The sequence below is a fragment of the Cupriavidus sp. SW-Y-13 genome, from assembly GCF_009793345.1.
Lineage (GTDB): Bacteria > Pseudomonadota > Gammaproteobacteria > Burkholderiales > Burkholderiaceae > Cupriavidus.
In genome coordinates, this window is record NZ_WHLX01000003.1 from 160,321 (window position 1) to 185,874 (window position 25,554).

The window sequence follows — 25,554 nt, forward strand, 5'->3', positions numbered from 1 at the left end:
GCTCTCAGTGATGGGCTATCACGTAGTCCACCAATACCGACGGTGTGATGACGTGATCCGGTGGAATCATCCCAATCGGCACAATGTGCGCGGCATCCACGATGACCGTACTGGCCGCCATGGCGATGATCGGATTGAAATTTCTTGCGGTCAGGGCGTAGACCAGGTTTCCCTGGTAGTCCGACAGGAACGCCTCGACCAACGCAAACTCCGCGTGCAGCGGCGTTTCGAGGAGGTATTCGATGCCGTCCACCTCCAGCTTCCGCTTGCCGTGCTCGACAAGCGTGCCTACCCCCGTTGCCGTGAGAATGCCGCCAAGTCCACAGCCGGCGGCGCGGATGCGTTCAATCAAGGTGCCCTGCGGCACCAGATCCACTTCCAGTTCGCCCGCGATCATCCGCCGCTGCGTCTCCGGATTGAGCCCAATATGGCTGACGACGGCCTTACGCAATACGCCCGCTTCCACGAGCTTGCCAATCCCCCTGCCGGGCATGGCCGTATCGTTAGCGATCACCGTCAATTCGCGCTTGCCCTGCCGCGCGATCTCGTCGATCAGGCGCTCGGGCGTACCGACGCCCATGAAGCCTCCCACCATGACGGTTGCGCCATCCGGAATCATGGCGACGGCGTTTTCGATTTGGATGGTTTTCATGGCGCGGCGGCACCGATGACGGCACGGGTATGCCTGGCGATCATCAGCTCTTCGTTGGTCGGGACCACCCAGACCGAGACGCGGCTCGCCGCGCTGCTAATCCGCAATTCCCCGCGGCCATTCGCAGCGGCGTCGAGCTCCACGCCAAGCCAAGCCGCGTACCGGCACACCTGCTCCCGAATCTGCGCGGCATGCTCGCCGACCCCGGCGGTGAACACCAGCGCATCCAGTCCTTGGAGGGCGGCAGCGAGACTGCCAAGTTCGCGCCCGATCCTGTACGTGAACAGGTCGATGGCCAGCCGCGAGCGCGGTTCGTCGCTGACCAGCAAGGCGCGCATATCGCTCGAGACGCCCGAGACACCCAGCAGCCCCGACTTGCGATAGATCAGGTCCTCGATCGCGCGCGCATCAAACTTCAGTTCGTCCATCAGGTACAGGATCACGCCTGGGTCCAGGCTGCCGCACCGGGTCCCCATTGGCAAGCCATCCACGGCGGTGAAGCCCATGGTGCTGGCCACGCTGCGCCGGGCCGCGAGCGCGCACAGGCTGCTACCGTTGCCCAGGTGGGCCACCACAGTGCGGCCATTCGCGGCACGGCTGTCCATCTGCGGCAATACGCTGGCGATGTATTCATAGGACAGTCCGTGAAAGCCGTAGCGTCGCACCCCACGCTCCGTAATCGCCTTCGGCAGCGCAAACGCCTGGGCGAGCTCGGGCTGGGTGCAGTGGAACGCGGTATCGAAGCACACCACCTGTGGCAGATCGGGGCGGCGTTCCGCCAGCATCTGGATCGGCTTGAGATTGTGTGGCTGGTGCAGCGGTGCCAACGGGCACAGCGATGCCAGTTCCGCGATGACCTCGGGGCTGACCCTGAGCGGGCCCGTGTAGCGCGTGCCTCCGTGCACCACGCGATGACCGACGGCCGCCAGATGATGGCCTTCTCCATGGCCGCGCAGGAAATCAGCGACAAACGCCACCGCGCTGCCGTGATCGAGGACTTCGCCGGCTTCCCACCGCCGGCTGCCAATATCCCGGCCCTGTGCATCGACAGCCCGGAATGCTGGCGCGGTATAGAGCCCGTCGATACTGCCACGCAACACCAGTGGCAGCGCCTCGCTCTGCGCACAGTAGGCGCAAAATTTAATGCTTGACGAACCGGAATTAAGGACGAGGATGACATCAGCCATGGCATCACCCTACTGCTTTGGCGTTGTCCCGGCGCGCCTTGGCCACGAGCGCGGCCACCGCGCAGGAAGCGAGCCGCGTGAGGATCGAATCCGCGCGGCTGGTCAGGATGATCGGCACGCGAGCGCCGAGCACGATGCCGGCCGCATCGGCACCAGCCAGGAATGACAGGCTCTTGGCCAGCATATTGCCCGCCTCCAGATCCGGCACCAGCAGCACATTGGCACGGCCGGCCACCGGCGAGGCAATCTGCTTGATCCGCGCAGCCTCTAGGTTGATGGCGTTGTCCAATGCGAGCGGGCCATCGACCACCGCGCCGGTGATCTGCTTGCGGTCCACCATCTTGCAAAGGGCTGCCGCTTCGACGGTGGACGGCACTTTCGGATTGACGGTCTCCATCGCCGACAGGATGGCGACCCGCACCTCGGTCACGTGGAGCGCGTGGGCAAGGTCGATGGCGTTCTGGAGAATGTCGGCCTTCTCCTCCAGCGTCGGCGCAATGTTGACTGCGGCGTCGGTAATAATCAGGGCCTCGGCATGGCCCGGCACGTCCATCACGAAACAATGACTCACGCGTCGGCTGGTGCGCAGGCCAGAATCCCGCCTGACCACCGCCGCCATCAGTTCGTCGGTGTGCAGGCTGCCCTTCATCAGCGCCTCGACCTTACCTTCGCGCACCAGTTGCACGGCGGCGATCGCCGCAGCCTCGCTGTAGGGCACATCGATCATCGGATACGGCGCGATGTCAATGCCTGCGGTCCGGGCCAGTTCCTCGATGCGTGCCTTCGGCCCGACCAGGACTGGTGCGATCAGGCCGATCTTCGCCGCCTCCACGGCGCCTTCCAGCGAACTCCGGTCGCAGGGATGCACGACCGCGGTCGGCGTCGCGGGAATCGATCGGCAATACTCGATCAACCGGTGGTATTTCTCATGTTTCGCTTCCATGTACATGACTCCCGGTGCCAACGGTTCACGGCGTGGGTTTCGTTCGCTCGCCTCAGGCCGCGCGGCGTGGCCGTTCGGGCTTGGTGGCGAGCACGGCGCGAATCCGGGCAAGCATGGCCCTCTGTTCCTCCGAGGGCTGGCTGCCGGTCATCCGCTCGTCGGTGGCCAGCGTGTCCAGCAAGGCCAGTAACCGCCTGCGGTCGGCGGGCACGTGCAGCAGGATCGGCAGCGCCTCCAGCGCCTGCTCGGGCGCGTGCCGCACGATGATTTCCTGCCGTCCGCGTATCGTGCGCCACTCATACGCGTCGAGGTCGGGAAGGAAATCAGCATAGTCGTCGACCAGCTCCTTGCGCAGTTCCAGGCGCGCGAGCGGCAACGGCTCGCCCTGGCGCATCAACAGGACGGCCACCCGGGCGAGAGCATCGACATAGCCGCCGGTCGCCACGCTCGCGAGCGCCGCCTCGATTTCCGGCCGGGCCAGGGGCTCCGCGCCCATCGCGGAGATGGCCGCCGGGCGAGCCTTGTCGCCGAGATACATCGAGAACATGTTGGCGAATATGCCGAAGAATGACGCTTCCGTGACAGCGTCGCGCATGGCACGGTAGTGATCCAGCGCTGCGCTGATCAGTTCCGCGCCGGCCTGCTCGCGTTGGCGGAGTGGATGGGCCGCATCCAATGCCTGCCGGTTGGCCCTGACCGTCTGCGCGGCGGGGCCGAGCCATGCCAACCACGGGTTCATGTCCGAGAACGCCCAGTTCTGCATCCGCAGCGGATGGAACTCGCGCAGCAGTCGCGCCGTCATGTCGTTGGACATGGCCTGCACGAACGGCTGCGCAAACAGTTCGTAGGCGCGCTGGTTAAATTCCGACAGCGCGGCCACCGCCTCGAACGGCCGCTCGTCCCTGCGTTCGAAGCGATTGAGTCGAGCGACGATGTCTTCGAGGCGAAGCTCGCGAAACTCCACCTGGTACTCGACGGGCCCGTTACCATCCTGCCCCTGATGCTCGGTGATGACCATGCCGTACAGACCTGGCGGCAACAGTTCGATGGACTTCAGTACCGATACGATCTGCGCATGTTCCTTCCTGGCGACACTGCCGGAGACGAAGATGCCCAGGTGCCCGATGCTCTCGTGCATCATGCCAACGATGACCTGGCCGCGCGCCTTGATTTCTTCTGTGCTGCTGTACAGGTCCGCCACCCAGTTGAACGCCTGCTGCGGCGGGGTGATGTTGTCGCCCATTGATGCGAACAAAATGATGGGTGACTTGATATCGCGCAGGTCGAAACCCTTGCCGCCAGTGGCCTTGACGTCGCCGGACCATAGCTTGTTTCCCACGAAGAGATTGCGGGTGATCCATTCGATCTCTTCGCGGTTCATCAGGTAATAGCCGCCCCACCAGCGTTCGAACTCGAGGAACCGCGGCGGCTCGGTGTCGATCTTTTTGTAGAGGTTGTAGTACTTGTCCCAGAGGCTGTTGGCCGGGTTCAGGTTCTCAAAATTCTGCACAAGATGGGCGCCGTCGAACTTGCCATCGCCGAGGTCGGCGGAAAACGACGACAACCATGTCCCGCCGAGCAGACCGCCGGCGTATCGCATTGGGTTGTCGCCCTCGCCTTCCTGCCACGCACCGCTCCAGTACGACATGGGCGCGCCGTTGATGACGATCGGGCCGGTATCGGCGGGATTCGAGGCGGCCAGCATCATCGCCGCCCATCCGCCCTGGCAGTTGCCGATGATGGCAGGCTTGGCGCTGTCCGGATGCAGTCTGCGCACCTGCGTGACGAACTTCTGTTCCGCATCGCAAACATCGAGAAGGGTCTGCCCCGGCTCGGGGTCGCGGAAAAAGATGACGAAATAGACGGGGTGGCCGGCGCGCAGCGCGACGCCTACCTGCGAATCGTCCTTGAATCCTCCTATACCGGGGCCATGGCCGGCGCGCGGATCGATGATGATGTACGGTCGGCGGCTATTGTGGACGGTCACGCCCTCGGGGGGCGTGATCCTGAGCAGGGCATAGTTGACAGGCCGCTCGAAGGTGCGTCCGTCCATGACCGTCTCGTAGTCGAAGTGGAGCACGGGCTTGAGCCCATGTGTGGCATTCTCGACGAATTGGTTGCCCCGCTGCCGCAGCGTGTCCCAGTAGAGAATGGCACGCTGCGCGGCATCGACCACGTAGGCGCCAGCGCTCATGGGATCGGTACCGCCATACAGGGCCGCGGCATCGTCGGGCGCACAATCGGTCTTCTGCGCCGCCTGCACGCGCTTGCTGAACGCCTCCTGGGCAAGACCCATGCGTTTCCGGAGGACGATGCCGGTCTTGATCCCGACCTCGTGTGCGTGGGAAAGTTGCTTTGCAGCATCCATGTTGTTCACCCAAGGGGTTGAATACGGCAGCCGTATGACAGGAAACAGCCAACGGGTCGGTTGTGCGCCGCGGAAACCGGAACTCTAAGAGTTGTTTCGCCCGAGGGCTAAGTCAATGAGACGATGGTCCAATGCCAGCACCTACAGCAGACGCTCTGCCTCTCTCCCAGCAGTGTCATGCGCGCCAATATCGTGGCCCGCGCAATACGCGCAACCAGAAAGGCTCTAACCAGGGGCAGATCGCCTGGAGTGCTTACAGTCAGACTCCAGGTCGTCACCGGGCGTCGTGCTGTCATCGGGTTGAAGCACATTCATCCGGCTCAGCCGCATGCGCCGGCGCTCGATGAAGAGATAGGCCCTGGCGTTGGTGAATGCCTCCTGCATCCCTTCCATCTGGCGCTCCAGTGCGCTGGGTATTTCACCTTACAGCGAAGCGGTGACTCCGGCGAAACCGCCGGACCTGGAGCCATATCGAGACATCGATCCGCTAGTTTGCCCGGCAGTACAGCACCATCACGTCGTGACCGATTCGGCATTCACAAATACCGACCGGATACTGAACGGACGCGTACGAATCCCGGACTACCTGTGGCAGGCGAAAAAAATGGCTCGCTTTGCTCAGCACGCCGGATAGCTGGCTGCCCGCCTTTTAAGCTTATCGGCGTTCAATAATGGGCCGGCTAATCCAACTCAGGCATCGCCATAAAACCCCTGGTCAGGCGGGCTGGGGTGGGACAGGCGACATTGGGATGGTGCTGTCCGAATTGGATCGACTGCCAGCCGGCAGCTCACCGCTGCAGGTACCGTGAATAGCATCCGTACAAATTATGCGTATCTGCTCATTCCGGTAGAATCTGCTCAAATTGCTGAGCAGATTCGACTCCATGGCGAGCGAACTAGTCGAACGAAGGGCAGATACTCGAAACTGAGCAGATTCCTCTCCGCGATATATGAAAACAACACCCGCACACGTCTTGGAGGCAATTCGCCAACTAGCGGTAGCCGGCCGCGAGCACGTTTCCTCAACGGATGTAATCGAAGCCACCCGAAGCAGTTCCTCCACCGTGCGCCGGCATCTCGATGCGCTGTGTGTCAGTGACGAGCTGATCCGCACTGGCCAAACCCGCGCCACGCGCTATACCCTCGCTCGCCCGGCGCCAACAACTGAGCCTTCGGTGGCTCCGCCCACGGTGCCGGCCTTGCCCGACCTTGCGGCGGCCGCGCACTCGGAGCGGTCGCCAGCGTCCCTCGCGCTGCGGGACAACCTGCTCTAGTCGCTCGGCGCGCGATCCGGTTACCTACCTGCGAAGCTTCGTCGATGACTACGTGCCGAACGAATCGGCGCAGATGCCTAGCGCCTTGGCAGACGAGCTCTACCGCTCGGGCCGTTTGACTGTCCAACAGCCCGCGGCAACCTTCGCGCGCAAAGTGCTCGAGCACCTGCTGGTGGATCTGTCGTGGTCGTCGTCACGGCTGGAGGGCAACCGGTATAGCCTCTTTGGCTACTTCGACAACTGTTTGAGCGCGGTGAGGATGGCACGGACGGCGACGCTGTCATGCTGTTGAACCACAAAGCGGCCATCGAGTTTTTTAGTCGATGCCGTGCCCACCCAAGGAATGACGCTCTCCGTGATCCGGAACATGCCATCCTGATGCAGGACTTGCTCGCCGACGCCCACGTTCTGGGTGCGATCCGTAACAAAGTCGTGAACATCGCGGACACGTGTATGTGCCTACGCAGAAGCCCGCGGTGCTCGATGAAATGCTGCGGCACATCATCGAGAAGGCGCAGCACATCAAAATCCCGTTGGCAAACGTCGATGACGCGGTGATCGCCCCTTCAAGTTCGATGCCGATGTACGGCCAACCCAAAGTCTCTATAAACAATTCACTGGTGAGGTAAGGCCTAGAATTGGCTCGCTCGACTTCCGCGTCATCCAAATGCTGTGGGCAATCCCGAGTTGGCCGATCAACCGATGCTATAGTTGCCGCCAAAAGTTGTGGGCGGCCAGGCCACATAGCTGCGGGCCGCTCGTACAAAAACTCCACGGGTACTGGTCATGCGTTCCTTTGCAATCTTTACATTGCCGCCCGCGCGGCATGAAGTCGTGCGGCTGGGCCGCATTCTCTTTGTGTTGCTTTGTGTGGCATGGCTCGCGCTGGTGACAGGGTGTCTATCCGATGACCCCGCCGTTAGCGACGCGCCCGCGACCCTGCAGGCCCCGGCGGGTCTAAGCTACGCCATGACCTCTGCCACGTACGAGGTTGACCAGGCAATCGTGCCGAACCAGCCTAGCGTAAGCGGCGGCGCCGTCGACCGGTACAGTGTGGCGCCAGCACTGCCCCTAGGCCTCGCCCTCGACGCCGTCACGGGCATCATCCGTGGCACGCCCGCTGCGATCTCCGCCTCCACGATCTATGTCGTGACCGCCGAGAATGCGGCCGGCAGCGCCACGGGCCGCGTGCAGATCGAAGTCCGCAGCACTCCGGCTGCGCCGGCCGGCTTGGCCTATCGCGATTCGACCGTGATCTACACCGCCGGCCAGGCCATTGCCAGCAACGCGCCCACCAGCAGCGGCGGTCCGATTACCAGCTACCGCATCGCGCCCGCTCTGCCGGTGGGCCTCACCTTCGATAGGGCGAGCGGCATCATCGCCGGCACGCCGACCGTCGTGACGGCAGATACGGCCTATACCGTGACAGGCAGCAATGAGACCGGCGAGACCACGGCCACGCTGCGCATTGAGGTGGCAGCGGCCATTGTGCCGCCAACATCGATTACCTATCCCGCATCCGACCTCATCCTTTCAGTTGGCGTACCCCTCGTGCCGCTGACGCCGTCCCTCACGGGCGGCGCGGCCACGGCGTTTGCCGTCAGTCCCGCGTTGCCATTGGGTATGAGCCTCAATACCGGAACCGGCGTGATCGCCGGCACGCCGACCGCGGGTCAGACGCAGACGGTGTACACGGTCACGGCCAGCAACAACGGCGGCAGCGCGCAGACCCAACTGCGATTGACTGTGACGTCGACTGGCAGCTTCACCACGGTGCAGTCTCTGGCCACGCCTGCATACGACAGCACATCGACACCGCTGGCGAATGGCAAGGTACTGGTCGCCGGGGGCAGTGCGGGGGGCGTCCCAACCAATGCGGCGGTGCTTTTCGATCCCGCCACTGATACGTGGGCACCGACGCCGAGCATGTCCATTGGCCGCACCAATGCGACGGCCACACCGCTCCAGGACGGCCGCGTGCTGGTCGTCGGGGGCCGCACGGCCACCGCGGAGATCTACGACCCCATCGCTGCCGTATGGCTGGCCGTGCCGAATATGTCCGTGTCGCGCGAAAACCATACGGCCACCTTGCTCCCCGACGGACGGGTGCTGGTCATGGGTGGCTATTGGGGGGGCAGTTATTGGGACACCGCCGAAATCTACGACCCTGTCACCAACCTCTGGACGACCATGGCGACACGTCTGTCCACGCCACGCGCCAACCATGCGGCGACACTGCTGCCCGATGGCAATACGATACTCGTCGCCGGTGGCACCAACCTCATAGATGGCTTCGCCCCGAATGCCGAACGCTTCCCGGTCAATGACGCCGGTCCGAGCTCAGCATTGGCCTACCCCGGTGGCCCAAGCTTGGAGAACCAATCTGTGGCGTTGCGCGACGGCAAGGTGCTGGTGATTGGCGCCGGCAACTTCACGGCCTCGCTCTACGATCCGGCCACGAACGAGTGGACGGTCAGCACGAGGGGTGCCGTGCGCGGGTGGCCGACCATCACCACGCTGCAAGATGGCCGCGTGCTGGTGGCGGGCGGGATCGCGGGGGGTACCGTCCGGCACGCTTCCACCGAGATCTACAACCCCGGCACCAACGTCTGGAGCGCTGGCGCGACCATGGCGGCGGCGCGGAGCAACGGCACGGCCGCATTGCTCAATGATGGCAGCGTACTGATGATCGGCGGCGTGAACGCCAGTGGCAATGTGAGCACCGTTGAGCGGTTCGAGCCCTGAACGTCCCCTGAAGACTGCTCGACGAAGGCGGGTCCTCGCGCAGGACCTGCCCGCCGTCCGGGCCCCGAAACTTGGCCCGCAGGTGCCGATTCAAGAAAAATGAGGTTCCCGACGTTATTCAATGGGAGTTATAGCGGCCACCAAGAAGGCAGCCGCGCTGGTCTCCGCTGTTCGGGGACAGGCAACACGCGCTAGCGCCGACAGTCGCGCGCAAGGCAGCGGGCGATAGCGCCGCGCCAAAACCAGAAAAAATTACGGGTCGGATCCATGTTTCCACGCCTTCCTGCCAGCGCACGCGCGTTCGGCATTGCCTTGCTTGCGACCGCGGTACTTGCTGCCTGCGGTTCCGATGACAATGCCACTCCGGCCCAGTCGGCTACGCCAGGCGCCATCAAGGTTGTCGTAGACACAAGCAGCGCTGCGCCGGTAGCAGGCACCACGCTGACGTTGAAGGCGACGGTGTTTGCCGCCGATGGGAATGAGGTGAAAGGCGCAAGCTTTGCCTGGACGTCTTCCGACGAATCCGTTGCCGTGGTCACAGGGGCTTCGGACAAGTCGCCGGCAGGAATCTCGGCTTCGGTTGTGGTCGGCACCTATGCCACTGTGCAGACCCACAATGCTGGCGTAGCCGATATCACGGCCATGGCGACGCTTGCCGATGGCGGCCGAGCCACCGCGGTTACGCATCTGGTAGTGCAGTCGACGCCCGCAAAGTCGTACACGCTGACGCTGTCGCCCGCGATCCTGACAGTGACCGCCGGCGCGGCGGCTCAAACCGTGACCGCCGCCGTACGGCGCTCGGATGGCGTCGATGGTATCGCCGACCTGACCAACTGGTCGTGGAGCACCGGCGATATCACTTTCCCTGTGACCGCAGCGGTGGACGGCCATTCAGCACAGATCAGCAGTCCATCATATGCCACGCTGGCTGGCGCCGCCGTGCTCGCCGCCTGCGCGGATACACCCACAGGAGCACGCCTGTGCGGCAACGCCGCGCTAGCCCGCCCGACCACGGTGCCGCTGCCGACTTACACGGTGGGCGGTACGGTGTCCGGTCTGGCCGCGGGGAAGAGCCTGATGCTGGCCGGGGCCAACGGCGATACGGCGGTCGTCAGCGCCGGCGGAGCGTTCTCATTCCCCACCGGGCTTGTCGCCGGGATGCTGTATGGCGTCACTGTGTCTGGCCAGCCTGCCGGCCAGACATGCACCGTGCAGAACGGCAGCGGCACCATCGCCGGCACCAACGTTACCGATGTGACGATCAACTGCGTGCAGGCCCAGTTCGTGGTCGTGCCCAACAGCGTGGATATGAAGATTTCGGTCTATCGGATCGATCCGCGCAACGGAACGCTTGCGGCAGTGCCTGGCAGCCCGTTCGCCACAACGAGAAGGGTAACTGACATCGCCTTCCTGCCGTCGGGACTGGTGGGCTACGCAATCATGCGCGACGACGACGCGGTGGAGGCATACCAGCTGGACCCAACCAGTGGCGCCCTGAGCGTCATCCCCGGCACGAGCGCGCCGACACACCCGACGCCGGAGGTTATCACCATGCATCCGACTGGCAAGTGGTTGATTATTGGCGCAGGGCGAACTGTCCTCGCATTCAGCATCGACCCCATCACCAACACCGCGACAGCCACTGGACAAGGATACTGGAGCGGTGACTTGAGCGGTCGTACGTCAGGTGTCGCCGTGTCGCCGAATGGCCGGGTTATCTATTCGGTGAACACCACAACGGACGAGGTGTGGTCCATGGCCTTTGATCCGTTGCTCGGCACAGTCGATTTGCCAGACACAACGCCACCCACTGGCTCAGGCGCGCGTAGCGCTGTGGTGTCTGCCGATGGCCGGATGCTGTACTCCCTGAACATGTCCAGCAACACGATCGGCGTCGGCGCTATCGATCCCGTTAGGGGTGCCGTGACCGCGATTGACGTTTTCCCGACGATGCTTTCGCCCACCGACATCGCGCTCGCCCCCTCGGGCCCCTTTGCCTATGTCCTGACTGGTGGGCTGAGTGCAAATGGGATACAGGTGGTGCGGCGCGATATGACGACGGGTTTGTTCGATCAGAACCTGGGGAGCACGCCCACCGGCTTCAATGCGCAACGCCTGCGCGTCGATCCGAGTGGGCGCTTCCTGTATTCGCCGTCCTTCCTCGGCGAGCTCTACGGATTCGCAATCAATTCAACCACTGGTGCGCTGACACCGGTTCCGGGCAGTCCATTCCCCACGGGCAATGGCAATATCGGCATGGCGATTGTCGAGCCGCTGCCATAGAGCGTCGGACCCGAAGGTCCGCGACAGACACCACGCAATGCGCAAACATCCTGGAGTCGGGCCAGCCGACCGTCAGCCGGCCCGTCGGTAACGCCAAGCTGCTGTGCTACTGCGCCTATGCGATCCTCCACTCGCCTCAGACCCGCACGGCACTGTGGTCGGCAGAGCGCCTGACTGGCGCTGCGGCCGATGCGGCACGCACATTGCCGCGCGACAGTGATTTCTACGAAGAAGACCGTCTGCCCACTGGCGACCGTGCCCAACTGCGGGACTTCGCACGATCTGGATATGATCGAGGCCACCTTGCCCCGAGCGGTGACTTCGCCGATAAGGCATCGCAGGCCGAAAGCTTCAGCATCGCCAAAGTCGTTGCCGCAGAACAGCCCGTCGAACCGCCGGACCTGGAGCCATATCGAAACATCGACCCGCAAGCTCGCCCGCCAGTACGGCACCATTCACGTAGTAACCGGCCCTGCATTCACCCGTGCTGCCCGAACGCTGAACGGTCGCGTCCGCATCCGGGCGTCGGTGCCACAGCCTACGTCGTCCGCAACGATGCGACGCAGGCGTACAGCGTCATCAGCATCAGCGAACTGCCGTCAAAGCGTAGCGCGGCACTGGATCTGCCACCGCCCACCCCGCATCCGAGGGAAAAGGTTGCTCGGCGTGTTGCATTTGCCTGGCTCGTTGGGAGCGAGAAAACAGGCAACGCTGCTGCCAGGAAACCCTCCGGGTTGGTTCAGCATACGGGAGCGCTGGCAACACACGTGCTGGCCTACGCCCGATAGCATCCACCGAGAAGGAACATGTTCCTTTCAAAAAGGACGAAAGGCGCGTCTTCTGACGCGCCTTTCGCAGGGCAACGGCGGACCTTGCCATGAGTCAGCGCAACATCCAGGCCGCGAGGCCGATAGAACGACAACGGGATGAACGCCCCGGCCAGCAAAGCCAGCGAAAGCAAAAGCAAAAGAAAAAGGAAAAAGCGGGACGGACTCGCGCCAAGGCACGCTTGTTCCGACTCAGAACCTCCTCTGTGCGGCCAGATTGGAATGTCCGGTCAATGCCCGAGCGTTATCCGTCCAACGTGTATCTGTGACGAGTCTGGCCGCATCGCTGCATCGGTAACCGGCCGCAACAGACACACTACGGGCAGGATCGCCGTGTTGGCGTGCCGGGCGCGCCGATGCCATTTTCCTTGCGAGCGGAGCGGATCCCGAACGCGAGCGCGCTCAGCAACGCTAGGCACCACGCACCGGCCATGCCATAGAACATCACAAGCCGGAAGCCATGCACAAGGGCCGCGTGAGCAATCGCGCCTTGCGGGTCCGCCGCCTCCATCATGGCGTTGCCCTGAGCAAGATGTGAGGCATTGCCGGCCGCGATCTGTTCCGCGAGCATGCGCAGCGTCGAACCGTCGCGAGCACCGGGCAGTGCGCGCGCAAGGTAAGCCTGCACCCCTTCGAGCAGGATGAACCCCATCACGGCGATATTGATGGCAAGGCTGATCAGCCGAGCACTCATGTCGATGCCCGACGCCATGCCGGCACGGTTCGACGAGACGGCCCCGGTAGCCGTGTTGGTGACCGGCGTATTGGTCAGGCCCAGCCCGGCTCCGCACAACAGGCAGCCAGGCAGCATGGTGAGCCAGCTCGCGTGTTCCATGCCAGCGCCGACGCGCATCAGCATGAAGCCAAGTCCGATGGTGAACATGCCAAGCGGAATGACCCTGCGTGCTTCGAATCGAAGCATCAGCCGCTCGGCAATAGGAGGCACGAGCAGTGTAGGCAGCGTATAGGCGAGCAGCGACAATCCGGTGTTCACATTCGTGTAGCCAAGCGCACCCTGGAAATATATCGGCAGATAGATCATGAACGGCCAATAGCTGAAGTTCATGCCCATCGACCCGGACAGCGCGCCCGAGAAGGCGCGGATGCGGAACACCGCAAAGTCGAACATGGGTCGGGCGCTGTACTTCTCTACCAACACAAATGCGACCAAACTCGCCGTCGTTACCGCGACGAGACTCAAGGCAAGCGGACTGGCATAACCGAGGTCCGGCCCCTGCGTGATGACATAGACCAGGCCGAAGCACGAGACCGAAAGCGTGACGATGCCAGCCACATCCAGATGCTGCGCATTGGGATCGCGCGACGCCTGCACGCCGGCCAGCACGAGTGCCACCGACACGCAGGCAATCGGCACGTGTACCAGAAACACCCACTGCCAGTTCGCGATGGCGACGATCAGCCCACCGATCGTCGGACCGAAGCCGAGCCCGATCCCAAAGATGATGCCCCATGCGCTGAATGCCTTGCTGCGTTCGCGGCCTTCCTGAAACTGATGTGAAAGCACGGCGACCTGGCAGATCAGCATGGCGCCGCCGGCCATCCCTTGCAGGAACCGGCTCAGGATCAGCACGATTGCACTTTGCGCGAGTCCGCACAGCAGCGATGTCAACGCGAACATGACGATGCTGATCACATAGACACGCTTGCGTCCAAAGCGGTCGGCCAGCGCTCCGGTGGCCATCAGCACCGTGGTGCAGGCGATGGTGTACGCATTCATCACCCACTGCAGTTGCCTGAAGTCGGCGTTCAGCAGCGCTTCGAGCGTGGGGAGAATTGTCGGAACGCTGGATATTTCCAGGCCGAACATCAGCGAGGTCAGACAGACGGCAGCAAGTGCGAGCCGATTGGCGGGTAGTCGGGACATTGTCATGGGTGGCGGGGATAGCGGGGGATTGCTGAGCGTGGCGCATGCCGGTTGCGCGTCGGAAAGGCGCGCAGAACCACTTGGAATTACTATATCGGGAATCCTGATCCCGATTCGCGGCATTATTTCCCGCATGCGGTTCCCTATATTCCCCAAAAGGACACTACATGGTCGACCAGCTCGATGGCGTCGCCGCCTTTGTACAGGTGGTAGAAGCTGGCAGCTTCACGCTTGCCGCCGAACGCCTGCATCTCACGCGATCGGCGGTCGGCAAGGCGGTGGCCAGACTCGAGACGCGCCTTGGCGTGCGCCTGCTCCACCGGACGACACGCAGCCAGACGCTGACCGAGGCAGGCCAGGCGTTCTACGTTCGCTGCAGCCGCGCAATTGCCGAACTCGACGTCGCCCAGGCCGAACTGGACAGCGGTCACACCGAGCCGCGCGGCCGCCTGCGGGTCAGCGTGCCGCTCGCATTCGGCCACCTTTGCGCTGCGCCGGTGCTGTTCGACCTCGCGCGCAAGCATCCACGGCTCCAGATCGATATCTCCTTCACGGACCGGACCGTTGATCTCATCGAGGAAGGCATCGATCTCGCGGTCCGCATCGGCACGTTGCACGACAGCGCGAGTCTTGCCGCGCGGCGCCTCGGCGTGCAGCACATGTGCATCGGCGCGGCGCCGTCCTATCTAGCCCGGCACGGCAAACCGGTCGACATCGACCAGTTCGAAGGACATGCGGGCATCTTCCACTCGCGCTGCGGCGTGCTGTCGCCCTGGCGCGTGCGCGAGCCCGACGGCAGCGAGCGGGAGTTGCCGGTCAGGCCACAACTGAGTCTCGATGACGTACAGGCCATTGCCGGCGCTGGCGTTGCCGGGCTCGGGCTCGTGAAGCTGCCGTCCTGGCTGCTCGAGCGCTATATCGCCACCGGCGAACTGGTACTCGTGCGGGGGCACTGCGGCAGCCAGCCGCTGCCTATCCATGCCGTGTGGCCAGCGACGCCGTATCTCCCGCTGAAGACCCGCCATGCGATCGACGCGCTGGTCGCCGAGATCGCCGGGATGCAGCTTGCCTGAAGCGGCCGCGTCAGCACGACTGCCGGCTTTAGTATGCCGATCCGCTGGCGGCCGTGGCCGGCACGCTCGCACCGCCGCGATGGAGCAACGGCTCCCGGCGTGACGATCCACGCATAAATATCGATGATGAGGCACATCCGGGATGCTATCAATGCTTGCACCGCCTTATTGAAGTGCTATCATTGATAGCGTGGTAACAAGGAGTGACGATGGCAAATCTTTTGGTAAGAAATGTCGATGAGAGGCTTGTGCAGAGATTGCGCGAAGTAGCCGCTGCTCACGGCCGTAGCGCTGAAGCCGAACATCGTGAAATCTTGGCCAAGGCGTTGGGCGGGACAAAGCGCAGGAGCTTTGCGGAAGTTCTGATGAGCATGCCCAATGTTGGCGAGGATGCCGACTTTGCACGCGTCGATGACGTGGGAGAGGCCGCACGTGTATTTGGTTGACACCAATGTCATTAGCGAGGTACGAAAACGCCAACGCGCCAACAAAGGTGTGCTGACATTCTTTCGTCAGGCAAGCAAGAGGGATGACGGTCTCTATCTTTCAGTGGTCACTGTGGGAGAGTTACGACGTGGTGTCGAAGTGGTCCGTCATCGTGGCGATGAGCAGCAGGCGGCAATACTTGATGCATGGCTGAAGGTTGTTTTAAGTGACTTTACAGAGAATATTCTATCGGTGGACGAAGAAATTGGCCAGGTGTGGGGACGTCTCCGCGTTCCCCATCCTGAGCATGCGCTAGACAAGCTAATCGCCGCGACGGCCCTAATACACGACCTGACCGTTGTAACGCGCAACGTGGAAGATTTCGCGGGGCTGGGTGTTCGGGTGCTGAACCCATTTGACTAAGGAAAAACTCATGTGCTGGGCGTTCAGATGCGTTTTTTGATGCTCCTCGTGTTCTTGGTTGTGTCCCCCCGTGGTTATAGCTGGGAACTAAAAACCAAAACGGACTCGATGACCGACGAGGTGCGGCGGTCTGCCATGACACGGAACGCACAAGGCTTTGAACTTTCGTTCTATCGCATAAGTCCTGCGGGTGCTGTGTGGGCAAATTTCTCCCTACCCCCAGATAGTGTTGACGTCTTAGGTAGCCAGTCCCTCATGTACCGGATCGACCAATTGAAGCCGGTCGAACCAGATGCCGGCAGGAACTCGCGAATTCCTGGACTCTCCGATATGGTGAAGCGTGAGCCCAAGTGGGTAAATTTCTTGGTATGGCATGGCAAGGACCAACCGCTGACTGGAACGCTCCGGGACTTTATGGAAGGGAAAAGCGTGATATTCCGCTACTACCTTGCCACAGGCGGCAGTAAGGAGACAGCATTCGATCTGCGTGGCGGAAAGGATGCCATTGCGCAGGCCGTCGAAGTAGATGCGAATCCCGACCCTGCCGCCGTGGCGCAAGAAAAAGCTCGCATAGCTGCCGCAAGCGAGGCGATGGAGAAGTGCAAGCAGGAGTTTAGCGGCACGGATAGGCAGACGATGATGAATCGCATTAATTGTCTACAACAGGCAGTTAAGGCCGCTGCCGAAGCAGAGAGGGCGGCGAGATAGTGCCAATTGTTTGCCACTTCCATTCGCTGGGCACCATGCGCGGCGCGAAGGTTGTGGCGGATTCGGGATTGAATTGACCCTAGGGGCGCTTGACTGCGTTATTGATGAAGGCGGTGTCGCTGTAGCCACCGATGGCCTCGTCCACCCAACCGCCTGCAATGCGAACGGCCACAGAGCCCGTCTGCCAATCGCCGTGCTAGATCAGAGTGGCGACATGACGCCCTGGATGCTCGGCGTACGCACCGAGTTCCGTATCGATGTCGGCTTGTGTAGTGTGGGGACGTTTACCTGGCACCTTCCTGTTGCGCACGCGATAAGCAGAAGCGGGCCGAAGCTCTGCGCTTCGTTAGTGGCGACCCACCCCGTGATTAAACGTGCCGCAAGAGTGAGAGGTGTCGTCACGTCGCGTCACGGGTGGTCCATTCAATTCTGCCACGCAGACACTAACCCGTTCTCGACGTACACATATTGCCGCTTGGATGTGGAGATTTCATAAACCCATTGCTCGCGGGTTCCATAACGTGTCGTCGTACTGTTGATCTTGCTGGGGCGTCCCCAGGAGCAAATTAGGCCCGTGCTCGACATTCCGATCTGAATTTTCTTTCCGGCAACATTGTCCTGGTCTCGGCTGTTCAGCGCCCCGCGCTTTTGGAGTTCAGCCAGAACACGATCCTTGTTTGAGCCCATGTAGTAGGCGGCGCATAGATTTTCGTTTGACTGCTGCGAAAGCTCGGCCTCATCCATCATTGAGATTCTGGCCGGCGAACCTGCGCATCCGGCGAGGATTGCGGCAGAAAGGCAAATGGCTCCAAGTCGCATGGCGTTTTCCTGAGACGCGCTAACCGAGTAGCAGAAGGGCTAGATTACCGATCCCGCGCGGTTTGGCAATATAACCATCGTGGGGTGCGTTGCGCGGCCTGATAATGCGGACCTTACGGCGCTCGCCACATTGATGTTCAATTTCGAGGTCGAATTTACGCTTTCGCTTCCTCGCCCATCGGCATCGAGACGATCGATCTAGACTGTGCTCGCGCCTTGCGAAATAGCCTAAGACACGTCGGGATAGTCCGCAGAGAAATTAATCACGTTGTGACATATTTAACATAATAACCATTATAGCTACTGTTGGTATGTTCTGAAGTGTTGCGTGTGGGACGGCACGGAGACTTCAGATACCGCAACGGAAAAGTGCTTTTATGGTATCTTTCGCCGTTGCGTTTTGTTGTGGGTTTAGGTTTTATGTTCGTTCAGGTCAGCGCCGCCGCCGTGCCACGGGCGCTCCGGGGGGTTGCGCTGGTCGACAGCAACCACATGCCCAGGTACTGGGCCGCGGTCTGGCTGGTCATCGCGGGTGCGCAATGGGCAACGTCCACGCAGACCATGCGGCTGCGGTACATCGAGAACCTGTATGAGCATGCGGATCGGTCATTCAAAGCGAATGCGCTGGATGACGCGCTATCCGACCTTGACGATGCCCGGCTTGCGGACATTCTCGAGTCGTGGTTCGTGAGTCTGCGTAATCAGCCTGTTGCCACTCGCAGCAATGAGGACCGGTGGCAGACCGGACTGGCATTCGTGACATCGGTGGTCACATGGCTGTCGAAGTCGGCGGACGCGAAGATGCGACAGATCGAGGCGCGCATCCACCGACTATCAACGCTTTACCGTCAGCTTCACATTCGCCAAGGTGCCCGCAGCGAGACCGTTCGGTCGTTGCCCTCCAGCGTGGTCGAGAATCTCTATCAGATCCTGGATCCGGAATCGGATGCCAATCCCTTCCAGCGCGCGCACACCCGCTGGCGGGTCTTCATCGCCTTCGTGCTGATGCTGCATCAGGGTCTGCGCCGCGGCGAACTCTTGCTGCTGCCAGCAGACGCCATCAAGAGCAGCTATGACCGCGAACTTGGCCGGACAAGGTACTGGCTGAACGTCCGGCAAAACGAGTATGAAGAAGTTGGCAGCGACAGCCGTTACTCGAAACCCAGCATCAAAACGCTCCATTCGGTCAGGCAAATTCCCGTCAGCGACGCAACGGCGGGCCTGGTGCAGATCTATTGCGAAAATTACCGGGGCCGGCCTTCCCATTCGTTCATGTTAAGCGCCCAGACTGGCGGCCCTCTTTCCACAGAGTCGTTGACGAAGATCTTTACAACGATATCGAAAGCGTTGTCTACGGATGTGCTGCAGGAACTGCACGACCGCACCGGAAAGAAGTCGGTCACCTGCCACGACCTCCGGCACACCAGCGCCGTATTGCGGCTTCACCAGCTGCTGGAGCGAGGCGACTCGATGCCCGAAGCGCTGCAGAAACTGCGTACATTCTTCGGATGGTCGAAAGAGTCGGACATGCCGTCGCGCTATGCTAGGGCTGTCTTTGAAAGCCGACTCGCGAGCGTATGGAACGACGCATTCGACGATCGTGTGGCCTTGCTGCGCGCGCTGCCGCAGGGACGCTGATCATGCTGGAGGCCTTCCCATCCCGGCTTCGTGGGCAAGCCGAGCCATCGGTGCTCGAAAGCATGGTGGCGTCACTGCCGGAGCTACCGCCCGTTGTACGCTACTACGACGACTTCGACGACCAACTCCGCTCCATCCCGGCAGTCCGTCAGACAGATGTCTTCGGACTTCACATCAATGGTCGGATGTCCCGGCTCGACTTTGGCCGGTATCCTGCTGTCTACGGCGCTGTGCAGAAGCATCTACTGGTCTTCCTGTTGGGCGAAGACTTGCATATCTCGACCTGCTTCAATGTATTGATCGCAGCAATGCATCTCGATGTGCATGACGTCGACCGCGTTGTTGCAGCCGGCCCAACCCGCATATCAACGATATGGATGGCGCTGCGCGCCCGTCAGTTGCCGGTTCACGCCTATCGTTTCGTTAAGGCGGTTCTGCGGCTGCTATGCAGACATCGCCAGCACGGGTGGTCCGAGTCCTATCTGACCTATGTCAGCGCTGCCCTGCCCGGCCCCGCGTCGGACTCATATGCCGGTGTGCGGTCGGGCGATGTCTTCCTGAGTGCTGATGAAGAAGCCGTAATCGTTCGCTACCTGGACGAAACGTCGGACCTCGTGAGGGCCCGAGGCTGGTCAGGCATCGCGCACGACGAGCTTTGCGAGGCTGCGATGGTGCTCTGTTCCTATCAGTTCGCCATGCGCCCAATTCAGGTCGCGATGCTGACGATGCGTGATGTACGGGTCTGGCAGACAGAGCCCCGCGGCGAACCGGCCGTTCACCTCACGTTTCTCATGGTCAAGCAGCGGGGAAGGCTTCGAAAAAGGCCGATGGTCCGTCGTGTGAAACAGGAGTGGGCGGTGCTGTTCACGGCCCTGGTCGCCTATGCAGATTTGCAAGGTCGTGACGCGAGCGATCGCGTCTTCGACGTCAGTTCCAATCATGAGGCCGGCTCTCGCATCGCCCGCTGCATGGAACGCCTCATCGGGGACGGCGCTTGCGCGATGGACCTTCGTCATACGGCAGCCCAACGCCTCGTTGACGCTGGTGCAAGCCACGAAGAACTCGCCGAGTTCATGGGGCATTCCGATGTACGGACGGGGCTGGTGTACTTTGCGGCATCAGCCTCTCACGCGGAACGGGTCAACAGAGCACTCGGCGCGTCAGATATATACCGGCGGGTGGCAAAGATCGCGCACGATCGGTTCATCTCCCCGGAAGAACTCACCCAGCTCAAGGGAGAACAGCAGATCGCCGGCGTGCCTCACGGCATCCCGATCGCCGGCATCGGCGGCTGCACGTCGGGGCAACCAGCCTGCCCCTACAATCCGGTGACGTCGTGCTACGGGTGCAGGAAGTTTATGCCTTTGCACGACAAAACGATGCACGAGAGTGTGCTGGCCGCAATGCGTGAAGTGGTCTTGCTCTTCGAGCAGAGTTCTCGTGGTGATGCCCAATCGCCGGCCTACCTGCAACTGCAGCGCACGATCGCCGAAATACAGGCGGTCATCGACGAGTTGGAAGGCGAGCGCCGATGAACCCACACTACTCTGCCTTCATCGAGTTGGGCAAGGCACTCGTCCGTGAAAAGGGCCTGCACTGGGACATACCTCTGGACGAGGCAGGCACTGCTCGTGACGGTGTCGGCTGGAATCTGACGGCGGTTACCGGTGACGTGCCACCCCCAAACCACTACCTGCGAGATCTCGGCGCTGAGGCGAAGGCGCTGGCTATCGTCAATGCAGAGCGCGTCGAGCGTGGCCTGATGCCACTGCCCCGGCGAGCGCTGGCTGTCTCGTGGCAAGACCTGATTAAAGCAGCGGTGGCTGAACAGTTGCTGTTCAGGCGTAACACCACGCGGTATGTGGCACATAGCATCGCGCGTCCATTGCGGGTGCTCGCTACGTGCGTGGACAAGGCCCCGTGGCAGCTGACCGCCGACGATCTGCGTGCGGCTGTTCGTATTGCAACAGCATGTCAGGCGACCGGCAAACTGGGGGATCAGGTGGTCGGCATCGTCAAGACGGTGTTTGATGGTCAACACATTTGCGATGCGGGCCCATTGTACTCGTCGCTAGCTGTGCCGCGCATGCAAGTAAAAGGTACGAGCAAGGCAAAGCATACCTGGTCGCAGGATGAACTACGGGCCGACTTGGAGGCTCGCAAGCGCGGCGAACGCCTGCCTGAGCGCCGGGCGTTCTGGGAGCTGACCCGCATCGTGATGACCGAACGGCCACGCACGTTCATGGACGAGCTGCGATTCGCTGCAGTGCGCACTCTGATCGTGACCGGCATGCGTGCAGGGGAAGTTGCGTTGCTGCCGGCCGACTGGAAGCGTGAGCGGACGTATCTGGACTCGAAGGGTCGTCCAGCCGGTGAGTCCGGTGGCATCTCGACATCCTTGATGGTCCGCCACTTTGCGGAAAAGCAGCAGGACGCTGAAACGGACAGTCGCGTCCTGTTTGAAAGCGCTCAGCCGGTCCCGGAAATGTTCCGGGCGTTGCTGACAGAGACACTCGACCGTGTAGCCAAGCTCACAGAACCGCTCCGCGCGACGCTGAAACTGCAATGTGAGACGGAGCGACTATTGCCATGGTATCCGGTCGACAGTCTCGTACCTGTCATCGAGCTTTACACCCGTCTGGCAGGCAACCCGTTCTGGCTAGGCATTGAGCGAGATCCGTTCATAAAACGCTACCGCGATGGCCTCGATCCGTCAGTGTTTGATGAACTGTATGACCACCAGTGTGCGCTGTGGCGAAATGGCACACTGACCCTCGACATGTCTGTCTACGTGTTTGGGAATCGTCTGGTGAAGGCGATGCGTGAAGGCAAGACAAGCATGCGCTTCCGATACGCTAATGGCTCGCCGATCAGCCTTGTAAAGCGAATGGAGTGGCACGCTGCGTACTTGCACGTTGGCGAGCTCGAGGAGCATATGCGGTTCACGACGCCAACGAAGATATCCGACACCATGCGGCTTCCGCTGGCCACTGGGTTCGTTGGGCCCTGGGAGTTACTGTTCGTGCAGCCCAAACGGTCCGTGGCCGAGGAACGCGACGACGGGCTTTGCGATGTGACCCGCTACATGTCGGTCAACCGACCAGACCCTACGTTCATCGGACAGTCACTGGGTGACGCAAAGCAACTGCCGACGCTGTTTGAAAAGTACGGACAGACTGACGAAGACCGGGCCTTGAAGATCGAGGCACACATGCTGCGCCACATGCAGAACACCGAGCTGTTCCGGCTTGGCGTTGCCGACACGATCATCTCAAAGCGCTTCAACCGGCGCAGCGTTGCACAAAGCTATGAATACGACCATCGCAGCCTGGCGGAGGATCTTGACCAGATTGAAATTCCACAGGACGTCGAGATCCTCCTCGGCGAAAAAGCCGGCACGGTTGCCCGACTCATCAAGGGTGGCAAGGCAAGCGGTCCGATCGTCGATGCCTTCCGGCGCATCCAGAAAACGGAGGGCGACGCGGCCGCATACGAGTACCTGCGCGCCGAAGCGGACGGATTCCATGCCACCCCTTATGGGCACTGCCTGAACTCGTTCACGGTCGATCCGTGCGCCAAGCATCTGGAATGCTTTGCCGACTGTCGTCACCTCTCGGCCACTGACCTGCCGGAGCACAGGCGGAACCTGATCCGGCTCGAGGGTCAGCTCAAGCTCGCCGTGGAAACGATCAAGGCCCGCCCATCGATCAGCATTGGTTGGCAAAACCAGCTCGACCACGCGGAAAAACGGCTGACTGGCGTACAAGGGCTGCTCAAAACGCGGCCGGGCGACCGTCCCTTCCCCGACGGCATTGACCTCTCCTTGCCCCGACAACAGGGAATACTTGATGAATAAAGCCAATGAAGCGGCGTCGGCCGATGATGGGAAAATGCGCGAGATTCTTGAGCTGTTGCTGACCGACGACGAGGACATCTCGGCGCGCGCCGTCGCCCGGCTGCATCCGTCCATCAAGGCAGCGTCGTCGATCACCCGCAGCGAGTCACGCCGCAGGCTGCTTGCCGAGTATCAGCAGCGCCAAGCGGAATACCGGCGCTGGCGTGGCCGCGCTGCCAAGCGACCTGGCGCTGACATGGCCGCGACGCTTGCCGACAAGGACCTCAGGATTACGGAGCTTGAAGCCACCGTGCAATTGCTGACGGCTTCCCACCTCGCAATGCTACGTGCCGTTGGTGAGCTGGGCGGATTCAGCAAGTGGGCCAGATTCTACGAGCAGTATCGTGACGCCCGGGACAAGCTTGCAAAACTTGGCGCCCTACCCGAAGCGGCAATCGTCGCGATGCCTGAGAATCCTAAACGCCGGAACTAAGCGCGGCGACGCTGAATGCCATCCGGCGTGATACTGTCTGCATTGATGCTCGCAGCCACGAAATGGCTGCGGTTCCGCGGCGGAAGCCGTCTCTCTCCCGAAAGGAGCGTTCATGTCCTATTGCCCCTTCTTCCAGACCCTGCATGACGAAACCCGCCCTGTGGGCAACCTCGGCCGGGGAACACATTACTCCATCCTTCGGGCGCCGGTCTGGCATGACGAGCTTCTGAACCGGCTCGATCGCTGCGCATTCCTTGACCTCGCAGTCATCTGGGACGAGGACCATGACGATCGCGTGATCGACGCGCTCATGATGCTTTACGTCGGCGGCCTGCTCTCACCTGTGCGGTATATCGGGGAGCGCAAGGGTACGCTCTCTGTGTTGTTGGCTCCAAATGCAATGCGGACCTGGACCCCGAAGGCGCTGCAGCAGTATCGCGACGATATTGAGGATGTTTGCCAGTGCCTGGAAGATCCGTGGACGGCAAAAGTTGACTCCGTCGATGGGCGCGAGCACTCGATCATCCACAGTTCGGCCGAGAACGTCTCCATATATCTCCGCAACATCGACGTGCTGTGGGAACTGGGGGTCAAACCAAGGACGCGATAGTAGTCCCACGCCCAAGTGTGCAACGCGCAACACCGCAGCCGTCAGACTCCCGGCCTGGCGTGTCCTTCCGTTGCGCCTCCACACAAAGCTCAACGCAACGAAGACTGGTGCCACGGGCACGCAACACGTGCTAGCCAAAAAAGTGGGGGCCCTGTGGAAAATCCGTCCGTCTTCCGGCTGAAATACAACAAAATCTGAAAACCAAAACCAACGCAACACTAGGCCATAGGTGCCAAGAATGTGCATCTGGTAGCTACCAGATATCCTGCGGCCTCACTCTTCGGCTAAAACGATCCAATAACAGCGGAGGCCAGGCCGATTGCAGGCGTATAGAAGATGGATGTCTGCGCACGCACCAAGCTGGAGTAAATTTTCCGCTCGGCCGACGCCGGCCCCGCCCCGCGCCGCAGATCCACGGGCGCGGCTCCCGTTCATGGGCGACGGGGACGCAACGCGAATGCTTGACATGCTGCTCAGTGGCGTACGCTCAAATGGCAATTTCGCCACATCGCTTGAGTGCCCGCAATGCAGCTTGCCTTCTTCCCGCACAACACAAAAGTCGAATTTGATCCGGCGGCGCCCGCCCTGATTGTCCTGGCGTGTTCCGGAAGGAAGGGCACCGTCCGCTCCCCTGCTTTGCAGCTCTACCGGGGCGTGATGTACCAGACCTACCGTGCCCACTTCCCATGCGACGCCGCCGCGCCGGCAATGGTGATCCTCTCCGCAAAACACGGTTTTGTAGCGCCCGACGACACGCTGGACCCGTACGATCTGCAGATGACATCTGCCCGCGCTGACGAAATCTTGGCGGGGCTGCAGCAGTCGGTAATGCAGGTGGCGTGGCCACTCAGGGCCAGTAAAGTACTCCTCGCTGGCGGGCAAACGTACCGGCGCGTGATGCGCGCTGCCATCGGTCTGGTCGGTGCATCGCACCTGCCGATAGAGGAGGTCAGTGGAGGCATTGGCTACCAGCGCTCCCAGCTCGCCAAGTTTCTTGTCGAGCAAGGCCGCCCTGCCCTTGCCGACCAGTGCGGCTTCCATCCGAACGGCCAGCCGCTGTACAGGAGATACGGGGTCTATGCGGTCGGAGACAGCGTACTTTTCAACGACCCTGGTCCCGGGCGGTCGGCGCTGAAGCACGCTGTCCTGCGTGAGTTGTTCCATGGCCCGGCTGGCCCCACCGCATGCGCCGACGTCGACGATACGGTTGCTGGCCGGGCCCGCGTCGTCTCCAGGTGGATCTCGCTCGCCGGCATTCGATGCCGCGCGGACGAACCGGCAGCCCATCCCCCACCGCTGGCAGCAACGACCGCATCGAAGATGCGGTAAAGGTTGTCGGGAGGCGCAACTTTCAGTATATAAATA

The 25,554-nt window shown here is 61.7% G+C and carries 22 protein-coding genes and 1 pseudogene; 16 read left to right on the forward strand and 7 right to left on the reverse strand.

Translation table 11 applies throughout. From position 1 onward, the window contains the following. Nucleotides 1-4 precede the first annotated feature (4 nt). The 5 genes from GA566_RS28210 to GA566_RS28230 all read right to left on the reverse strand — a co-directional run bounded on the left by GA566_RS28210 (nt 5) and on the right by GA566_RS28230 (nt 6,829). The gene (locus GA566_RS28210; protein WP_160474875.1) at nt 5-652 is read right to left on the reverse strand and encodes a 3-oxoacid CoA-transferase subunit A; all 648 of its coding nucleotides are present in this window, start codon (nt 650-652) and stop codon (nt 5-7) included. After that, on the reverse strand, nt 649-1,839 hold the full coding sequence (locus GA566_RS28215) for an acetate/propionate family kinase (protein WP_160474876.1): 1,191 nt from the start codon (nt 1,837-1,839) through the stop codon (nt 649-651). Before GA566_RS28215 ends, GA566_RS28210 begins: the two co-directional genes overlap by 4 nt. 4 nt (nt 1,840-1,843) lie before the next feature. Beyond that, nucleotides 1,844-2,782, reverse strand: a complete 939-nt coding sequence (locus GA566_RS28220; protein WP_160474877.1) for a phosphate acetyltransferase — start codon at nt 2,780-2,782, stop codon at nt 1,844-1,846. 52 nt (nt 2,783-2,834) lie between these two features. After that, the gene (locus tag GA566_RS28225) at nt 2,835-5,150 is read right to left on the reverse strand and encodes a DUF3141 domain-containing protein (protein WP_160474878.1); all 2,316 of its coding nucleotides are present in this window, start codon (nt 5,148-5,150) and stop codon (nt 2,835-2,837) included. Nucleotides 5,151-6,652: 1,502 nt separating this feature from the next. Next, nucleotides 6,653-6,829, reverse strand: coding sequence for a hypothetical protein (locus GA566_RS28230; protein WP_160474879.1), 177 nt, complete (start codon nt 6,827-6,829; stop codon nt 6,653-6,655). A 50-nt stretch (nt 6,830-6,879) separates the two neighbouring features. Here GA566_RS28230 and GA566_RS28235 point away from each other — a divergent pair, with 50 nt between their 5' ends. From GA566_RS28235 to GA566_RS28255, 6 genes and pseudogenes are all read left to right on the forward strand, one after another. Next, nucleotides 6,880-7,053 (forward strand): hypothetical protein, encoded by a 174-nt coding sequence (locus GA566_RS28235; RefSeq protein WP_160474880.1) that lies wholly within the window; start codon nt 6,880-6,882, stop codon nt 7,051-7,053. A 157-nt stretch (nt 7,054-7,210) separates the two neighbouring features. After that, a complete protein-coding gene (locus tag GA566_RS28240; protein ID WP_160474881.1) occupies nt 7,211-9,169 on the forward strand; it encodes a kelch repeat-containing protein in 1,959 nt (652 codons plus the stop codon). Between the two features lie 267 nt (nt 9,170-9,436). After that, entirely contained in the window at nt 9,437-11,452 is a 2,016-nt protein-coding gene (locus tag GA566_RS28245; RefSeq protein ID WP_160474882.1) for a beta-propeller fold lactonase family protein, read from the forward strand. Nucleotides 11,453-11,502: 50 nt separating this feature from the next. Further along, a pseudogene (locus tag GA566_RS33585) lies at nt 11,503-11,796 on the forward strand (DNA/RNA non-specific endonuclease); the annotation flags it as partial. Beyond that, nucleotides 11,741-12,382: a DNA/RNA non-specific endonuclease gene (locus GA566_RS28250; protein ID WP_255459670.1), complete on the forward strand. Its 642-nt coding sequence runs from the start codon at nt 11,741-11,743 to the stop codon at nt 12,380-12,382. The pseudogene GA566_RS33585 and the gene GA566_RS28250, both read left to right, overlap by 56 nt. Beyond that, nucleotides 12,330-12,548: a hypothetical protein gene (locus tag GA566_RS28255; protein ID WP_160474883.1), complete on the forward strand. Its 219-nt coding sequence runs from the start codon at nt 12,330-12,332 to the stop codon at nt 12,546-12,548. The genes GA566_RS28250 and GA566_RS28255 overlap by 53 nt, the downstream gene beginning before the upstream one ends. A gap of 47 nt (nt 12,549-12,595) precedes the next feature. Here the strand turns inward: GA566_RS28255 and GA566_RS28260 are convergent, their stop codons facing one another. Further along, complete coding sequence (locus tag GA566_RS28260) at nt 12,596-14,170, reverse strand: MFS transporter (protein WP_160474884.1); 1,575 nt, start codon at nt 14,168-14,170, stop codon at nt 12,596-12,598. Between the two features lie 161 nt (nt 14,171-14,331). On the opposite strand from GA566_RS28260, the gene GA566_RS28265 reads away from it, so the two are divergent. The 4 genes from GA566_RS28265 (at nt 14,332) to GA566_RS28280 (ending at nt 16,794) form a co-directional block, all read left to right on the forward strand. After that, nucleotides 14,332-15,237, forward strand: a complete 906-nt coding sequence (locus tag GA566_RS28265) for a LysR family transcriptional regulator (protein WP_160474885.1) — start codon at nt 14,332-14,334, stop codon at nt 15,235-15,237. A 209-nt stretch (nt 15,238-15,446) separates the two neighbouring features. Next, the gene (locus GA566_RS28270; protein ID WP_160474886.1) at nt 15,447-15,683 is read left to right on the forward strand and encodes a DNA-binding protein; all 237 of its coding nucleotides are present in this window, start codon (nt 15,447-15,449) and stop codon (nt 15,681-15,683) included. Then, nucleotides 15,670-16,086, forward strand: a complete 417-nt coding sequence (locus tag GA566_RS28275; protein ID WP_160474887.1) for a type II toxin-antitoxin system VapC family toxin — start codon at nt 15,670-15,672, stop codon at nt 16,084-16,086. Before GA566_RS28270 ends, GA566_RS28275 begins: the two co-directional genes overlap by 14 nt. Before the next feature lie 12 nt (nt 16,087-16,098). Beyond that, nucleotides 16,099-16,794 (forward strand): hypothetical protein, encoded by a 696-nt coding sequence (locus GA566_RS28280; protein WP_160474888.1) that lies wholly within the window; start codon nt 16,099-16,101, stop codon nt 16,792-16,794. Between the two features lie 423 nt (nt 16,795-17,217). Here GA566_RS28280 and GA566_RS28285 read toward each other — a convergent pair whose 3' ends face one another. Continuing rightward, on the reverse strand, nt 17,218-17,613 hold the full coding sequence (locus tag GA566_RS28285; protein WP_160474889.1) for a hypothetical protein: 396 nt from the start codon (nt 17,611-17,613) through the stop codon (nt 17,218-17,220). Between the two features lie 420 nt (nt 17,614-18,033). Between GA566_RS28285 and GA566_RS28290 the strand changes: the two genes are divergently transcribed. From GA566_RS28290 to GA566_RS28315, 6 genes are all read left to right on the forward strand, one after another. Continuing rightward, a complete protein-coding gene (locus GA566_RS28290) occupies nt 18,034-19,251 on the forward strand; it encodes a tyrosine-type recombinase/integrase (RefSeq protein WP_008648470.1) in 1,218 nt (405 codons plus the stop codon). Further along, entirely contained in the window at nt 19,191-20,786 is a 1,596-nt protein-coding gene (locus tag GA566_RS28295; RefSeq protein WP_237380096.1) for a site-specific integrase, read from the forward strand. The genes GA566_RS28290 and GA566_RS28295 overlap by 61 nt, the downstream gene beginning before the upstream one ends. Before the next feature lie 26 nt (nt 20,787-20,812). Further along, nucleotides 20,813-23,107, forward strand: a complete 2,295-nt coding sequence (locus GA566_RS28300) for a hypothetical protein (RefSeq protein ID WP_237380094.1) — start codon at nt 20,813-20,815, stop codon at nt 23,105-23,107. Further along, a complete protein-coding gene (locus GA566_RS28305) occupies nt 23,100-23,579 on the forward strand; it encodes a hypothetical protein (protein WP_008648465.1) in 480 nt (159 codons plus the stop codon). The genes GA566_RS28300 and GA566_RS28305 overlap by 8 nt, the downstream gene beginning before the upstream one ends. A 112-nt stretch (nt 23,580-23,691) precedes the next feature. Further along, nucleotides 23,692-24,189 (forward strand): hypothetical protein, encoded by a 498-nt coding sequence (locus tag GA566_RS28310; protein WP_008648464.1) that lies wholly within the window; start codon nt 23,692-23,694, stop codon nt 24,187-24,189. 525 nt (nt 24,190-24,714) lie between these two features. Continuing rightward, nucleotides 24,715-25,518 (forward strand): DUF6884 domain-containing protein, encoded by an 804-nt coding sequence (locus GA566_RS28315; protein ID WP_202126977.1) that lies wholly within the window; start codon nt 24,715-24,717, stop codon nt 25,516-25,518. The last annotated feature ends 36 nt before the right edge of the window (nt 25,519-25,554 follow it).

Bases quoted from the DNA above. Each gene is read 5' to 3' on its own strand.
- GA566_RS28240 (WP_160474881.1), top strand. From the start codon at position 7,211: ATGCGTTCCTTTGCAATCTTTACATTGCCGCCCGCGCGGCATGAAGTC.
- GA566_RS28265 (WP_160474885.1), top strand. From the start codon at position 14,332: ATGGTCGACCAGCTCGATGGCGTCGCCGCCTTTGTACAGGTGGTAGAA.
- GA566_RS28215 (WP_160474876.1), bottom strand. From the start codon at position 1,839: ATGGCTGATGTCATCCTCGTCCTTAATTCCGGTTCGTCAAGCATTAAA.
- GA566_RS28260 (WP_160474884.1), bottom strand. From the start codon at position 14,170: ATGACAATGTCCCGACTACCCGCCAATCGGCTCGCACTTGCTGCCGTC.
- GA566_RS28250 (WP_255459670.1), top strand. From the start codon at position 11,741: ATGATCGAGGCCACCTTGCCCCGAGCGGTGACTTCGCCGATAAGGCAT.
- GA566_RS28285 (WP_160474889.1), bottom strand. From the start codon at position 17,613: ATGCGACTTGGAGCCATTTGCCTTTCTGCCGCAATCCTCGCCGGATGC.
- GA566_RS28210 (WP_160474875.1), bottom strand. From the start codon at position 652: ATGAAAACCATCCAAATCGAAAACGCCGTCGCCATGATTCCGGATGGC.
- GA566_RS28220 (WP_160474877.1), bottom strand. From the start codon at position 2,782: ATGGAAGCGAAACATGAGAAATACCACCGGTTGATCGAGTATTGCCGA.
- GA566_RS28290 (WP_008648470.1), top strand. From the start codon at position 18,034: ATGTTCGTTCAGGTCAGCGCCGCCGCCGTGCCACGGGCGCTCCGGGGG.
- GA566_RS28310 (WP_008648464.1), top strand. From the start codon at position 23,692: ATGTCCTATTGCCCCTTCTTCCAGACCCTGCATGACGAAACCCGCCCT.
- GA566_RS28295 (WP_237380096.1), top strand. From the start codon at position 19,191: ATGGAACGACGCATTCGACGATCGTGTGGCCTTGCTGCGCGCGCTGCC.
- GA566_RS28315 (WP_202126977.1), top strand. From the start codon at position 24,715: ATGCAGCTTGCCTTCTTCCCGCACAACACAAAAGTCGAATTTGATCCG.
- GA566_RS28225 (WP_160474878.1), bottom strand. From the start codon at position 5,150: ATGGATGCTGCAAAGCAACTTTCCCACGCACACGAGGTCGGGATCAAG.
- GA566_RS28305 (WP_008648465.1), top strand. From the start codon at position 23,100: ATGAATAAAGCCAATGAAGCGGCGTCGGCCGATGATGGGAAAATGCGC.
- GA566_RS28270 (WP_160474886.1), top strand. From the start codon at position 15,447: ATGGCAAATCTTTTGGTAAGAAATGTCGATGAGAGGCTTGTGCAGAGA.
- GA566_RS28245 (WP_160474882.1), top strand. From the start codon at position 9,437: ATGTTTCCACGCCTTCCTGCCAGCGCACGCGCGTTCGGCATTGCCTTG.
- GA566_RS28255 (WP_160474883.1), top strand. From the start codon at position 12,330: ATGAGTCAGCGCAACATCCAGGCCGCGAGGCCGATAGAACGACAACGG.